Below are 13,465 nucleotides of genomic sequence, written 5' to 3' on the forward strand. Positions count from 1 at the left end.
CGGCATTCAGCGATTCAAGTTGTAATAGAGAATTGCCTCATAAGCAGGGTTCAGGCTCTTTTCCATACCCTTGATGTCTTTGCGGGAGACACGTATCTGCTGCACGTCGGCGTACCAGATCGCAGGAGCGTCCTTGGCCAGTAGCTGCTGGGCCTGAACGTACTTTTCAGACGATTTTGTCCTATCACTGCCTTCCAGCGCCGCCGCCTCTTCAATCAGTTGATCAAAGCGTGGGTTGCTGTAATGAGACAGATTGAACAGCGTTGTCTTCTCGGTATGAAACTCACTGAAAAGCCAATCGCTGGGTGTCGGATACGTCGGCCACCAAGCCATGGATTGCAGGTTGGGAGCGGTGTCCAGCTTCTTGGCCTTATCCCAGATCACCCCCCACTCTCCGGGGCGTAACTCCACTTCCAAGCCAACCTGAGACGCCGTCGCCTGGAACAGTTCAGCAGCGTTTGCATAGACACCGCTGATGTACTGCATCGAGACCTTCCAGTCCTGCTTGGGTACACCGGAGGCTTCCAACAATTGTCGGGCTTTATCCAGATTGTAAGAAGCCATGGGCACGCTGGCATGGCCCCAGATACTGCTGGGCAACGGGCCCTTGGGAACGCTGCCGTAGCCATGCAGAATATCTTTGGTGACACTGTCGTAATCCCAGAGATACTGCAGCGCCTGACGAAATGCCAGGTTGTCCGTAGGGTACTTCTGGGTATTGATCAGAAACTGGAAGTTCTTCCACGAAGGCGCGGTGCTCACTTTGATCGAAGGGTTCTCTCCCAACACCTTGAGCTGGTCAAGAGGAATATCCCAGGCGACACCGGCCTCGCCATTCTTGATCATCTGGGTACGGGTAGAGGCTTCGGACACGACTTTCACGATGACCCGATCGAATTGCCCTTCTTTCCAGCCGCCCCAGTAGCCATCGAAACGCTCGAGCACCACCTGCTGGCCCTGTTCGACCTGCCCAAGCTTATAAGGGCCGGTTCCGATCGCGTTGGGAGCCATCATCCAGTCATGCCCTTTTTCCACTGCCGCTGGTGCAATGATGTAAGCAGCGTACTGACCTGCCGCGATCAGATTGGCCGGCGTGGGATTTTGAAACTTGAGCGCCACCGTATCGTCAGCGACGACCTCGACGGAATCCAACGCTTTCCATACATACGCAGCGCCTTGTTTCAGCGCCTTCACGTATTCAATGGATTTTTTGACCGCTGCGGCATTGAACGCCGAACCGTCATGAAACTTAACGCCGTGTCGCAGCTTGAAGGTCCAGGTCTTGCCGTTGTCGCTGCTTTCCCAGGACGTGGCCAGCCCAGGGGAAAACTCCTCGGCACTGCCCGGAGCGTTGTAGACAAGAAGCGTCTCGTAGATATTACCCAGCACCCTCACCTCTTCCGAAAACGCCGAGGCTGGATCCCAATCCTTGAAAGAGGCTCGGTCAGCGACAACCAAGGTATTGTTGGCCGCACACACCAAGCCACTGGTCAACGGCGCGGTAACGGAAAGCGCCATCAACCCTGCCATCAAGGTTCTTTTGAAGTTCATTGGTGTTCCTCTTATTTTTATGATGGGCGCAGCGAATCACTTGCACGAGCAGGCCTTAATCCAACTTGGATGGACGACGTGATTGGTCGGTCGTGAACCTGCCTGAGCGTTGTGGCCCATTATTGATCTGCCGTACGGCCAGCTCAATTTCGCGAACACTAAGAAAAAAACGCCCGATGACGCTTGAAAGCGTCACCTAGCGTCTGTTTTCAAGGCAGGGTTAGAACAACGGCGGAACAAGGTTGAACTCACCCTCGGACGGGCGGATCAGCAGCCGCGCCCTGACCTCGCTGGGGATCTCAGGGGCATCGACCGGAAAGCAGCTGCAACTGGAAAGCGCGTTGCGCAGATCGATCGACTCGCCCAAGTACTCAAACACAATCTGAGCACCAAAAGGACGTCGAAAATTGTCACCGGAGACGCCAAGCACCAAGCCATTGAGAAAGCGGAAACGACTGCGGTAGGAGGGGTAAAGCGCCGACCAGATATAGCCCCGAGACGATAGGTATTCGTGCTCGACGATGTAAATCAGATCGGATGAGGCAAAGCAGAACCCCCGATATTTATTGATGCCGAAACTCTTCAGTTGGTCATCACCCAACCTCACTCGCTCGTAGGTTTTACTCAATATCTTGTTGCCGGAACGGGTCAGGCGGGTTATCGACTTGATCACCTCCCCTGATCCGGAGGGCGACATCAAATAGACGAAGTAGTAACCCTGGTACTTCGACAGCTCCTGCGCGGAGCTTGGAAAAAAATCGGTTGGTACAGCACTGTCCGGCTCTCGCGCCGTGCGCTGCCTGTTGAGCAGAGCGCGGAACGACTCGTGCTCGGAGAATATTTCATCCTCATCCACCCCGAAAAAAGCGCATATCTTGCGAAGGGTGAAGAGCGAGGGAGTCGCCTGCGCCCCCAGGTATTTGTTGAACTGTTGGCGGTTGATATCGAGGGAGCGGCACACCATCGCCACCGACTTGTAGTACCCGCAGAGAAGGCGCAAGTTTTCACTGAAGTCTTGCATCGACCGGGCTGAATTGGAGCTCGCCATTAAAATATTCCTAACGCCACAATGAACAACATACTGGGCTGATCGCCGCTTCGGATCGCGTTCCTGAGCTTGGCAGCGCCAAGCCGTGATCGACGTAAGCACCAAGCCCGACCATAGCGCCTGGGCGAGGGGTGTTCAACCGATACACATGTCTCGGTCTGAACCCGCTCACCTTTATTAACCTCAGCGCCGAGGCAGGTGCTTCCCCTATCAGGCGCGTCATCGCCCAACAACCTTCGCCCCCTGCAATTCTATAATCGGTCCTGAGTCATCGGTGTGCTTCGAGCAATCGCGCTCAAGACCCTACCCTCCTTCTATCGTCTTCCAATCACAAACTCATCTCAGGGGCTTGCACTGCTGGTATTATGGTATACCATCAGACGCACAAGCTTTTTCATTCCAACCGGAGCAGCTCATGAGTTTCGAAATCCGCAAGATCGTCAGCTATGTCGAAGAAACCTTTATCGAAGGCGGCAAGGCTACTGACAAGCCTGTGACCATGGTCGGGCTGGCCGTCGTGATGAAAAACCCTTGGCTGGGTCGCGGCTTTGTCGAAGACCTGAAGCCTGAAATCCGCGCCAATTGCTCCGACCTCGGCGCGCTGATGGTCGAACGCCTGGTCGGCATCATCGGCGGCGCCGAGAAGATCGAAGCCTACGGCAAGGCCGCTGTAGTAGGCGCCGACGGTGAAATCGAGCACGCCTCGGCCGTCATCCACACCTTGCGCTTCGGCAACCACTACCGCGAAGCGGTCAAGGCCAAGAGTTATCTGAGTTTCACCAACAAGCGCGGCGGCCCTGGCACCTCGATTCAGATTCCGATGATGCACAAGGACGACGAAGGCCTGCGGTCACACTACATCACCCTGGAAATGCAAATTGAAGACGCCCCCCGCGCCGACGAGATCGTCGTGGTGCTGGGCTGCGCCGACGGCGGTCGCTTGCACCCGCGCATCGGCAACCGCTACATCGACCTGGAAGAACTGGCTGCCGAAAACGCCCAGTAATCAAGGTTGATCAGAACAACAAGAAGGCATGCAGGAGCGCTCCATGATTCGGCTCACCGCTGAACTCACCCCGGCGGGCACCAGTTACCTGGCGACCGGCCAAGGCCAGCCCGTGGTTTTGATCCACGGCGTGGGCCTGAACAAAGAAATGTGGGGCGGTCAGGTCGTTGGCCTGGCCACGAAGTACCGTGTGATTGCCTACGACATGCTGGGCCACGGCGCCAGCCCACGCCCGGAAAGCGGCACGCCCCTGCTGGGCTATGCCGACCAACTGCTGGAGTTGCTCGATCATTTGCAACTGCCCCAGGCAACGGTGATCGGCTTTTCCATGGGTGGGCTGGTGGCGCGGGCGTTTGCCCTGCATTACCCGCAGCGCCTGCAAGGATTGGTGGTGCTCAACAGCGTGTTCAATCGCAGCGCCGAACAGCGCGCCGGCGTCATTGCGCGCACCGCGCAGGCCGCCGAGCACGGGCCGGACGCCAACGCCGAAGCCGCCCTGTCGCGCTGGTTCAGCCGTGAATATCAGGCGGCCAATCCGGCGCAGATCGCCGCGCTGCGCCAGACCTTGGCAGGGAACGATCCGCAGGGTTACCTGACCACTTATGAACTGTTCGCCACTCAAGATATGTACCGCGCGGAAGATCTGGCGAGTATTCAGGTGCCGACATTGGTCGCCACGGGCGAACTGGATCCTGGCTCTACGCCGGAAATGGCCCAGCAACTGGCCGAGCGAATTCCCGGTGCGACCGTTGCGGTGCTCGCCGAGCAGCGGCATATGATGCCCGTGGAATCGCCGCGCCTGGTCAACCAGCTGTTGCTGGAATTTCTCGACACGGTTAACGCCCGACAAAACCAAATAAAGGGGATCGTTGCATGACACTCGCACGCTTCCAGATGTGCATCGGCGGTGAATGGGTCGATGCCCTCTGCGGCAAGACCTTTGAAAGCCTGAACCCGGCCCTGGCTCAAGCCTGGGCCGAATTACCCGATGCCGACGAAGCCGATGTCGAGCGCGCCGTGCAGGCTGCGCAGTCGGCTTTCGACAGCCCGGCCTGGCGCGGCCTGAGCGCTACCGCCCGTGGCAAATTGCTGCGTCGTCTTGGTGACCTGATCGCCGAAAACAAAGAACAATTGGCCCAGTTGGAAAGCCGCGACAACGGCAAACTGATCCGCGAAACCCGCGGCCAGGTCAGCTACCTGCCGGAGTTCTTCCACTACACCGCAGGCCTGGCCGACAAGCTCGAAGGCGGCACCCTGCCCCTCGATAAGCCGGACATGTTTGCCTATACGGTGCATGAAGCCATGGGCGTGGTGGCGGCGATCATTCCCTGGAACAGCCCGCTGTACCTCACCGCAATCAAACTGGCGCCGGCCCTTGCGGCAGGCAATACCATTGTGATCAAACCGTCCGAGCACGCCTCGGCAACCATTCTTGAACTGGCTCGCCTGGCGCTGGAAGCCGGCATCCCGCCGGGCGTGGTCAACGTGGTCACCGGTTATGGCCCAAGCACTGGCGCCGCCCTCACCCGCCATCCGCTGGTGCGCAAGATAGCCTTCACCGGCGGCGCGGCCACGGCCCGGCATGTGGTGCGCAGCAGCGCGGAGAACTTCGCCAAGCTGTCGCTGGAGCTGGGCGGCAAATCACCGAATATCATTTTCGCCGATGCCGACCTGGACAGTGCGATCAACGGCGCGATTGCGGGGATTTATGCGGCCTCAGGTCAAAGCTGCGTCTCTGGCTCACGGCTGCTGGTGCAGGACGAAATCTATGATGAGTTCGTCGATCGTCTGGTCGAACGCGCCAAGCGCATCCGCATCGGCAACCCGCAGGAAGACAGTAGCGAAATGGGCCCGATGGCCACTGCGCAACAACTGGCCGTGGTCGAAGGCTTGGTAGCCGATGCCGTGGCCGAGGGTGCGCGTCTGCGTCTGGGCGGCAAGCGTCCAGAGAATCTGGGGGATGGCTGGTTCTATGAGCCAACCCTGTTCGAATGCGACCGCAACTCGATGAAGATTATGCAGGAAGAGGTGTTCGGTCCGGTGGCCTCGGTCATCCGTTTCAAAGATGAAGCCGAAGCGCTGGCGATTGCCAACGACTCGCAGTTCGGCCTCGCCGCCGGCATCTGGACCCGCGACCTGGGGCGAGCCCATCGCCTGGCCCGGGACGTTCGCTCGGGGATTATCTGGGTCAACACCTACCGTGCTGTCTCGGCCATGGCGCCGATCGGCGGTTTCAAGAACAGCGGCTATGGACGCGAGAGCGGCATCGATTCGGTGCTGGCCTACACCGAGCTGAAAACGGTGTGGATCAACCTCTCCCAGGCTCCCATGCCTGACCCCTTCGTGATGCGCTAGGAGACCGCCGACATGATCGAACCCGGCATTTACAAAGACGTCATGAGCTCGTTCCCTTCCGGGGTCACGGTGGTCACCACACTGGACCCGGACGGTGGCATCGTCGGCATCACGGCCAGCGCCTTCAGTGCGCTGTCGATCGATCCCGCCCTGGTGCTTTTCTGCCCGAACTATGCCTCGGACACTTACCCGATCCTGCGTAACAGCAAGCAGTTTGCGATTCATCTCCTATCGGCCGAGCAGACTGCCGAAGCCTATGCGTTTGCTGGCAAAGGCAAGGACAAGGCCAAGGGCATCGAGTGGCACCTCAGCGAACTGGGCAACCCACTGTTGGGCAAGGCCACGGCGATCATCGAGTGCGAGCTGTGGCGTGAATACGACGGTGGCGATCACGCGATCATCGTCGGCGCGGTGAAAAACCTGATTCTGCCCGAGCAACCGGTCACACCGATGATTTATCACAAAGGCAAGTTGGGCCCACTGCCCACCTTGGCCTGACATCTACACAAAACCCTGTGGGAGCGAGCTGCCACAGGGGTTCACCACATTTTCCAGGAGCCGGCATGAGCCCAGCAGCCTCGCAACTGTTCCGCCAGCAAGCCTACATCGACGGCCAATGGCTGGAGGCGCCCGACGGCGCCCATCAGGACATTTACAACCCGGCCACCGGCGAAAAGATTGGCCAGGTGCCGAACCTCGGCGCCGAACATGCTCGCCAAGCCATTGAGGCCGCAAACAAAGCCTGGCCGGCATGGCGCGCACTGACCGCCAAAGAACGCAGCCAGACGCTCAAACGCTGGCATGGGCTGATGCTGGAGCACGCCGACGCCCTGGCAGAAATCCTCACTCTGGAACAGGGCAAGCCCCTTGCCGAAGCCAAGGGTGAAATCCTCTACGCTGCGAGTTTCATCGAGTGGTTCGCCGAAGAAGCCAAACGCATCTATGGCGACACCATTCCCAGCCACAAAGGCGATGCGCGCATTGTGGTCAGCAAGGAACCGATCGGCGTGGTCGCGGCCATCACCCCGTGGAACTTCCCTGCGGCGATGATCACCCGCAAGGCCGGCCCGGCGCTGGCGGCCGGCTGCCCGTGCATCGTCAAACCGGCGCCGGAAACGCCGTTTTCGGCGCTGGCCATGGCCGCGTTGGCGGAACAGGCAGGGATCCCACCGGGTATATTCAACGTCATCACCGGCGACGCCGTAGCCATTGGCGGTGAGCTGACCGCCAGCCCTCTGGTGCGCAAGCTGTCGTTCACCGGCTCCACGGCCATTGGCAAACTGTTGATGGCGCAATGTGCGCCGACGTTGAAAAAAGTCTCGCTGGAACTCGGCGGCAACGCGCCGTTCATCGTGTTCGACGACGCTGACCTGGAGCGAGCCGTAGAAGGCGCGCTGGTTGCCAAGTTCCGCAATGCCGGGCAGACCTGCGTTTGCGTCAACCGTTTTCTCGTCCAGGCCGGTATCCACGACGCCTTCGTCGCGCGCCTCGCCGAGCGAGTCGCGCAGTTGAGTGTCGGCAGCGGGTTTGAGCAAGGCGTCAACCAGGGTCCACTGATCAACGAACGCGCCGTGGCAAAGGTCGAGGACCATGTACGCGACGCCCTCACCCAGGGTGCCCGATTGCTCTGCGGTGGTGGACGACATGCCTTGGGCCACGGTTTTTTCCAGCCGACCGTCCTGGCCGGCGTCACCACGCAGATGAAAGTCGCCCGGGAGGAAACGTTCGGCCCGTTGGCCGCCGTGTTCCGCTTTGACACCGAAGCCGAGGCTGTGTACTTGGCCAATGACACCGAATTCGGCCTCGCGGCTTACTGCTACACCCGCAACCTGGGCCGGGCCTGGCGCATGAGTGAAGCATTGGAGTACGGCATGGTCGGGATCAACGAAGGGCTGATTTCCACCGAAGTCGCGCCCTTTGGCGGGATCAAATCCTCTGGGCTGGGCCGTGAAGGGTCGAAGTACGGAATCGAGGATTACCTGGAGCTCAAATACACCCTGATGGGTGGCCTGGACGACGATGGGAGCGCACAACGATGAGCAACGAAAAATATGAACAAGGCCTGAAAATCCGCACCCAGGTGCTCGGCGAAGCCTACGTGAACCGCTCGATCAAAAACGCCGATGACTTCACCCGTCCGCTTCAGGAGATGGTCACCGAGTACTGTTGGGGTCACGTCTGGGGGCGTGAGGGTTTGTCGCTTAAAGAGCGCAGCATGATAAACTTGGCGATGATTTCGGCCCTCAATCGGCCCCATGAACTCAAGCTGCATGTACGCGGCGCCTTGCGTAACGGGCTGAGCCGTGAACAAATACGCGAAATTCTGCTTCAGGTCGGTATTTATTGCGGTGTTCCCGCTGCCGTAGACAGTTTCCGGCTCGCCCGTGAAGCATTTGCCGAAGCTGATGCCGAGGCCTCCAGTTAACCCTTGGCTGTTTGATGACCTGAGCACGATGATCCTGGATCGGAGTGCTCTTTTTGCAAGGACAGCCACAATCAGAGCGGACCCCATGAAACGCCTGCCACTCGACGACAGCTTCAAGGTCAATCGCAATCCCGTTACGCTGCGCGAAATCGTGCTGGATAAACTGCGAAGCGCCATCATGAACTTCCAGCTCCTGCCGGGTGATCGCCTGGTCGAACGCGATCTGTGCGATCGCCTGGGCGTGAGCCGCACCTCCGTACGCGAAGCCTTGCGTCACCTTGAGTCCGAAGGGCTCGTCGAATTCGCCGATGCCAAGGGCCCACGGGTCGCGATCATCACCTTGGCCGACGCCGTTGACATCTATGAACTGCGTTGCGTGCTCGAAGGCCTGATCGTCCAGTTGTTCACCCTGCGGGCCAAGGCCAAGGACATCAAGGCCCTGGAAAAAGCCCTGGAGGAAAACCGCAAGGCCCTCAAGGAAGGCGAGTTGCAACAAGTCATCGATTCGGTGCAAGGCTTCTACGACGTGCTGCTCGAAGGCTCCGGCAACCACGTCGCCGCCACCCAGTTGCGCCAGTTGCAGGCGCGCATCAGCTATCTGCGGGCGACTTCGGTGTCCCAGGAAAACCGTCGCGGCAGCAGTAACCAGGAAATGGAACGCATGGTCGAGGCGATCAAGAGCGGCGATCCCCTGGCCGCCCACCAGGCCTGCGTCGACCACGTGCGCGCCGCAGCCAAGGTCGCCCTGGAATACCTCAAGCGCAAACAGGAAGAGACCGGTGAAATCCCCGAAATCATCCCGCCCATCGCCCTCAAAGAACCTCGCATAGGCCGCTAGCCATGTTCAGCCCGAGCTTTTGTCCAAAGTGCGGCGGCAGTGACCTCGATCACCGCCTGCCAGCGGGCGATACCCATGAGCGATTGATGTGTGGCGGTTGCGGCTATATTCACTACGTCAACCCGAAGATCATTGCCGGCTGCATCATCGAGCAGGACGGCAAGTACCTGCTGTGCCAACGCGCCATCCCGCCGCGCCCCGGCACCTGGACGCTGCCGGCCGGTTTCATGGAGGGTAACGAGACCACCGAACAGGCCGCGCTGCGGGAAGTCTGGGAAGAAACCGGTGTGCGCGCCGAAATCGTCTCGCCCTACTCCATCTTCAGCGTGCCGAAGATCAGCGAGGTGTACATCATCTTCCGCGCCACCGCGCTGGAGATCACCGGGCAGTTCGGCCCGGAAACCCTTGCCTACCAGTTCTTCGCCCCGGATGAAATTCCGTGGGACAGCATCTACTACCCGGCCATCCGGCAGATCCTCGAACGTTATATCGAGGAACGCCAGGCCGGGGTCTACGGCATCTACATGGGCAACGACGACAGCGGCAAGATCCACTTCATCCGCTGATACACCTCAGGGCGCGACGCCCTCGACAATGATCACCTCGGCCCGGGCCACGCCTTCGCGGTGCTTCTTCGCCTCCTGATATTGCTCCGAGTGGTAGCAAGCTACCGCTTGCTCATAAGAATCGAATTCGATCACCACGCTGCGCTGCGGCGTGGCCCTGCCCTCCATCGCTTCACTGCGCCCGCCCCGGGCCAGCATTCGACCGCCATACAAGGCGAAAGCCGCCGGCGCGCGTTGGGTGTAATGGCTGTATTGATCGGGGTAGGTGACATCCACGTGAGCAATCCAGTACGCCTTCATAGTGACCTCTCGGTTTATTTTGTATTATGGTATACCACGTGTCCTATCCATTCTGCACTCATCTCAATATAGAGAGCCCAACATGGCCTTTAACAGCATTCAGGAAATCATCGAAGACTACCGCCTCGGCAAGATGGTGTTGCTGGTGGACGACGAGGACCGGGAAAACGAAGGGGATCTGCTGCTGGCAGCCGATTGCTGCAACGCCCAGGCCATCAGCTTCATGGCCCGTGAAGCGCGAGGGCTGATCTGCCTGACCTTGACGGACGAACACTGCCAGCGCCTGGGCCTCGAGCAGATGGTGCCGAGCAATGGCAGCGTGTTCAGCACGGCGTTCACCGTGTCCATCGAAGCCGCCACTGGCGTGACCACCGGTATTTCCGCCGCCGACCGGGCACGCACTGTCGCCGCTGCCGTAGCCGCCGACGCGGGGCCCAACGATATTGTGCAGCCAGGGCATATATTCCCGCTGCGGGCCAAGGAAGGCGGTGTGCTGACCCGGGCCGGGCACACCGAAGCCGGTTGCGACCTGGCACGCCTGGCGGGTTTCACACCTGCATCGGTGATCGTCGAGGTGATGAACGATGACGGCACCATGGCCCGCCGCCCGGACCTGGAGATTTTCGCTCGCAAGCACGGCATCAAGATCGGCACCATCGCCGACCTGATCCACTACCGCCTGAGCACCGAGCACACCGTCGTGCGCATCGGCGAACGGGAACTGCCCACGGTGCACGGCACCTTCCGCCTGTTCACCTTTGAAGACCGCATCGAAGGCGGCGTGCACATGGCGATGGTCATGGGCGACATCCGCCGGGAAGAGCCGGCATTGGTGCGCGTGCATGTGATCGACCCACTGCGGGACCTGGTCGGTGCCGAATACAACGGCCCGTCCAATTGGACGTTGTGGGCGGCATTGCAACGAGTCGCCGAAGAAGGCCGTGGCGTGGTGGTCGTACTCGCCAACCACGAATCCTCCCAAGCGCTGCTCGAACGCGTACCGCAACTGACCCAGCCACCACGACAATTCAGCCGTTCCCAATCGCGCATCTATTCTGAAGTAGGCACCGGGGCGCAGATTCTGCAGGACCTGGGCGTTGGGAAGTTGCGACACCTGGGGCCGCCGCTCAAGTACGCAGGGTTGACCGGGTATGACCTGGAGGTGGTGGAGAGTATTCCTTTCACCGGATAACCCGAAGCAACACACACTCCCCCTGTGGGTGCGCAAGAAAACCAGCCAGACGGATAACCGGTACGGCAAAGTGCTTGCAGAAAGTTTGGAATACCATAATATGATATTCCATAGACCGAGCGCTCCAACCTCCCTTGGCGCGGTCAGTTGCAAGACCGATTGACCCAAAGCTCCCGATAGGTGGGCAAACAGAAGCCCACTCAATAAACACAACAATGAGGGCGTGAAAATGGTGTTGAAGAAAAGTGCAGCCGCAGTTCTTTTTGCCGGCCTGCTGAGTGTCACCAGCCAAGCATCGATGGCCGCTGAAAGCGTCAACTTCGTCAGTTGGGGTGGCAGCACCCAGGACGCGCAGAAGCAGGCCTGGGCCGACCCGTTCAGCAAGGCCAGCGGCATCACCGTGGTCCAGGACGGTCCCACCGACTACGGCAAGCTCAAGGCCATGGTCGAAAGCGGCAACGTGCAGTGGGACGTGGTCGATGTCGAAGCCGACTTTGCCTTGCGTGCCGCCGCTGAAGGCCTGCTCGAACCTCTCGATTTCTCGGTCATCCAACGCGACAAGATCGACCCGCGTTTCGTCTCCGACCACGGCGTCGGCTCCTTCTACTTCTCCTTCGTGCTCGGTTACAACGAAGGCAAGCTCGGCTCCGGCAAGCCCCAGGACTGGACCGCGCTGTTCGACACCAAGACCTACCCCGGCAAACGCGCTCTCTACAAATGGCCAAGCCCCGGCGTGCTCGAGTTGGCCCTGCTGGCTGATGGCGTGGCGCAGGACAAACTCTACCCGCTGGATCTGGACCGCGCCTTCAAAAAGCTAGACACCATCAAGAAAGACATCGTCTGGTGGGGCGGCGGCGCCCAATCCCAACAACTGCTCGCGTCCGGCGAAGCCAGCATCGGCCAGTTCTGGAACGGCCGCATCTACGCCCTGCAACAGGACGGCGCCCCGGTCGGCGTAAGCTGGAAGCAGAACCTGGTCATGGCCGATATCCTGGTCATTCCAAAGGGCTCGAAAAACAAGGCCGCCGCCATGAAGTTCCTGGCCAACGCCAGCAGCGCCAAGGGCCAGGCCGACTTTTCCAACCTGACCGCCTACGCCCCGGTCAACGTCGACAGCGTCGCACGCCTGGACTCGGTGCTCGCTCCCAACCTGCCGACCGCCTACGCCAAGGATCAGATCACGCTTGATTTTGCGTACTGGGCCAAGAACGGTCAGGACATCGCGACACGGTGGAACGAATGGCTGGTCAAATGAAAATATCGGCAACGGCACCTCGTCACACCGGGGGCGCCGCTGGCGCCGCCGGTGCGACAACCGTCCAGGCCGTTAAGCCGCAAACGCCGTCGCGGCTGCAACGCTGGCGCGGGGCCGGTAACCTTTTGCCTGCCCTGCTCTTCCTTGGCTTGTTCTTCCTGGCGCCGCTGATCGGCCTGCTGCTGCGTGGTGTGCTGGAACCGGTGCCCGGGCTGGGCAACTACGAGCAACTTTTCGCCAACTCGGCCTATGCCCGGGTGTTGTTCAACACGTTCTCGGTGGCCGGCCTGGTGACGCTGTTCAGCCTGCTGTTGGGTTTCCCCTTGGCCTGGGCAATCACCCTGGTGCCCCGTGGCTGGGGCCGTTGGATGTTGAACATCGTGTTGCTGTCGATGTGGACCAGCCTGCTGGCCCGCACCTATTCCTGGCTGGTGCTGTTGCAGGCATCGGGGGTGGTGAACAAGGCACTGATGGCCCTGGGCATCATCGACCAGCCGCTGGAGATGGTGCACAACCTCACCGGCGTGGTGATCGGCATGAGCTACATCATGATCCCGTTCATCGTCCTGCCGTTGCAGGCGACCATGCAGGCCATCGACCCGATGATCCTGCAGGCCGGCTCCATCTGCGGCGCCAGTCCCTGGACCAATTTCTTCCGGGTATTCCTGCCGCTTTGCCGGCCGGGGCTGTTCTCGGGCGGGTTGATGGTCTTCGTGATGTCCCTCGGTTACTACGTGACCCCGGCCCTGTTGGGCGGCGCGCAGAACATGATGCTGCCGGAATTCATCATCCAGCAGGTGCAATCGTTCCTCAATTGGGGCCTGGCCAGTGCCGGCGCGGCCTTGTTGGTGGCGATCACCCTGGTGTTGTTCTACTTCTATCTGAAGCTCCAGCCGGAATCCCCGGTGGGCGCCAGCAACGCGAGGTAA

General features: G+C 60.1%; 14 protein-coding genes. 11 read left to right on the forward strand and 3 right to left on the reverse strand.

What is annotated here, in order from left to right:
• Positions 1-6: 6 nt before the first annotated feature.
• Positions 7-1,551 (reverse strand): ABC transporter substrate-binding protein, encoded by a 1,545-nt coding sequence (locus J3P79_RS15310; protein ID WP_434603838.1) that lies wholly within the window; start codon positions 1,549-1,551, stop codon positions 7-9.
• A 220-nt stretch (positions 1,552-1,771) separates the two neighbouring features.
• On the reverse strand, positions 1,772-2,599 hold the full coding sequence (locus J3P79_RS15315; protein WP_039589608.1) for a helix-turn-helix domain-containing protein: 828 nt from the start codon (positions 2,597-2,599) through the stop codon (positions 1,772-1,774).
• 415 nt (positions 2,600-3,014) lie between these two features.
• Between J3P79_RS15315 and J3P79_RS15320 the strand changes: the two genes are divergently transcribed.
• The 8 genes from J3P79_RS15320 to J3P79_RS15355 all read left to right on the forward strand — a co-directional run bounded on the left by J3P79_RS15320 (position 3,015) and on the right by J3P79_RS15355 (position 9,789).
• Positions 3,015-3,605, forward strand: coding sequence for an amino acid synthesis family protein (locus tag J3P79_RS15320; protein WP_003182108.1), 591 nt, complete (start codon positions 3,015-3,017; stop codon positions 3,603-3,605).
• Between the two features lie 43 nt (positions 3,606-3,648).
• The gene (locus J3P79_RS15325) at positions 3,649-4,482 is read left to right on the forward strand and encodes an alpha/beta fold hydrolase (protein ID WP_434603841.1); all 834 of its coding nucleotides are present in this window, start codon (positions 3,649-3,651) and stop codon (positions 4,480-4,482) included.
• A complete protein-coding gene (locus J3P79_RS15330; protein WP_434603843.1) occupies positions 4,479-5,960 on the forward strand; it encodes an aldehyde dehydrogenase in 1,482 nt (493 codons plus the stop codon). The genes J3P79_RS15325 and J3P79_RS15330 overlap by 4 nt, the downstream gene beginning before the upstream one ends.
• A gap of 12 nt (positions 5,961-5,972) precedes the next feature.
• Positions 5,973-6,458, forward strand: a complete 486-nt coding sequence (locus tag J3P79_RS15335; RefSeq protein WP_039589600.1) for a flavin reductase family protein — start codon at positions 5,973-5,975, stop codon at positions 6,456-6,458.
• A 65-nt stretch (positions 6,459-6,523) separates the two neighbouring features.
• A complete protein-coding gene (locus tag J3P79_RS15340; protein ID WP_434603845.1) occupies positions 6,524-7,999 on the forward strand; it encodes an NAD-dependent succinate-semialdehyde dehydrogenase in 1,476 nt (491 codons plus the stop codon).
• Positions 7,996-8,385: a carboxymuconolactone decarboxylase family protein gene (locus tag J3P79_RS15345; protein ID WP_039589598.1), complete on the forward strand. Its 390-nt coding sequence runs from the start codon at positions 7,996-7,998 to the stop codon at positions 8,383-8,385. The genes J3P79_RS15340 and J3P79_RS15345 overlap by 4 nt, the downstream gene beginning before the upstream one ends.
• An 85-nt stretch (positions 8,386-8,470) precedes the next feature.
• Positions 8,471-9,223, forward strand: a complete 753-nt coding sequence (locus tag J3P79_RS15350) for a GntR family transcriptional regulator (protein ID WP_039589596.1) — start codon at positions 8,471-8,473, stop codon at positions 9,221-9,223.
• 2 nt (positions 9,224-9,225) lie between these two features.
• Entirely contained in the window at positions 9,226-9,789 is a 564-nt protein-coding gene (locus J3P79_RS15355) for an NUDIX hydrolase (protein ID WP_039589594.1), read from the forward strand.
• Positions 9,790-9,795: 6 nt separating this feature from the next.
• Here J3P79_RS15355 and J3P79_RS15360 read toward each other — a convergent pair whose 3' ends face one another.
• Positions 9,796-10,089 (reverse strand): DUF1330 domain-containing protein, encoded by a 294-nt coding sequence (locus J3P79_RS15360; protein WP_039589592.1) that lies wholly within the window; start codon positions 10,087-10,089, stop codon positions 9,796-9,798.
• Between the two features lie 82 nt (positions 10,090-10,171).
• On the opposite strand from J3P79_RS15360, the gene ribBA reads away from it, so the two are divergent.
• The 3 genes from ribBA (at position 10,172) to J3P79_RS15375 (ending at position 13,465) form a co-directional block, all read left to right on the forward strand.
• A complete protein-coding gene (gene ribBA / locus J3P79_RS15365) occupies positions 10,172-11,281 on the forward strand; it encodes a bifunctional 3,4-dihydroxy-2-butanone-4-phosphate synthase/GTP cyclohydrolase II (protein ID WP_039589590.1) in 1,110 nt (369 codons plus the stop codon).
• A gap of 229 nt (positions 11,282-11,510) precedes the next feature.
• Positions 11,511-12,536 carry an ABC transporter substrate-binding protein gene (locus J3P79_RS15370; RefSeq protein WP_039589588.1) on the forward strand — a complete coding sequence of 342 codons (1,026 nt, stop codon included), beginning with the start codon at positions 11,511-11,513 and terminating at the stop codon, positions 12,534-12,536.
• Complete coding sequence (locus tag J3P79_RS15375) at positions 12,533-13,465, forward strand: ABC transporter permease (RefSeq protein ID WP_198724826.1); 933 nt, start codon at positions 12,533-12,535, stop codon at positions 13,463-13,465. The genes J3P79_RS15370 and J3P79_RS15375 overlap by 4 nt, the downstream gene beginning before the upstream one ends.

Source organism: Pseudomonas sp. R1-7 (assembly GCF_051132105.1).
In the GTDB taxonomy this organism is placed as follows: domain Bacteria; phylum Pseudomonadota; class Gammaproteobacteria; order Pseudomonadales; family Pseudomonadaceae; genus Aquipseudomonas.

Excerpts from the sequence above, each read along its gene's own strand:
- J3P79_RS15330 (WP_434603843.1), top strand. The coding sequence starts at position 4,479 with ATGACACTCGCACGCTTCCAGATGTGCATCGGCGGTGAATGGGTCGAT.
- ribBA (WP_039589590.1), top strand. The coding sequence starts at position 10,172 with ATGGCCTTTAACAGCATTCAGGAAATCATCGAAGACTACCGCCTCGGC.
- J3P79_RS15350 (WP_039589596.1), top strand. The coding sequence starts at position 8,471 with ATGAAACGCCTGCCACTCGACGACAGCTTCAAGGTCAATCGCAATCCC.
- J3P79_RS15340 (WP_434603845.1), top strand. The coding sequence starts at position 6,524 with ATGAGCCCAGCAGCCTCGCAACTGTTCCGCCAGCAAGCCTACATCGAC.
- J3P79_RS15320 (WP_003182108.1), top strand. The coding sequence starts at position 3,015 with ATGAGTTTCGAAATCCGCAAGATCGTCAGCTATGTCGAAGAAACCTTT.
- J3P79_RS15315 (WP_039589608.1), bottom strand. The coding sequence starts at position 2,599 with ATGGCGAGCTCCAATTCAGCCCGGTCGATGCAAGACTTCAGTGAAAAC.
- J3P79_RS15370 (WP_039589588.1), top strand. The coding sequence starts at position 11,511 with ATGGTGTTGAAGAAAAGTGCAGCCGCAGTTCTTTTTGCCGGCCTGCTG.
- J3P79_RS15325 (WP_434603841.1), top strand. The coding sequence starts at position 3,649 with ATGATTCGGCTCACCGCTGAACTCACCCCGGCGGGCACCAGTTACCTG.
- J3P79_RS15375 (WP_198724826.1), top strand. The coding sequence starts at position 12,533 with ATGAAAATATCGGCAACGGCACCTCGTCACACCGGGGGCGCCGCTGGC.
- J3P79_RS15345 (WP_039589598.1), top strand. The coding sequence starts at position 7,996 with ATGAGCAACGAAAAATATGAACAAGGCCTGAAAATCCGCACCCAGGTG.
- J3P79_RS15360 (WP_039589592.1), bottom strand. The coding sequence starts at position 10,089 with ATGAAGGCGTACTGGATTGCTCACGTGGATGTCACCTACCCCGATCAA.
- J3P79_RS15355 (WP_039589594.1), top strand. The coding sequence starts at position 9,226 with ATGTTCAGCCCGAGCTTTTGTCCAAAGTGCGGCGGCAGTGACCTCGAT.
- J3P79_RS15310 (WP_434603838.1), bottom strand. The coding sequence starts at position 1,551 with ATGAACTTCAAAAGAACCTTGATGGCAGGGTTGATGGCGCTTTCCGTT.
- J3P79_RS15335 (WP_039589600.1), top strand. The coding sequence starts at position 5,973 with ATGATCGAACCCGGCATTTACAAAGACGTCATGAGCTCGTTCCCTTCC.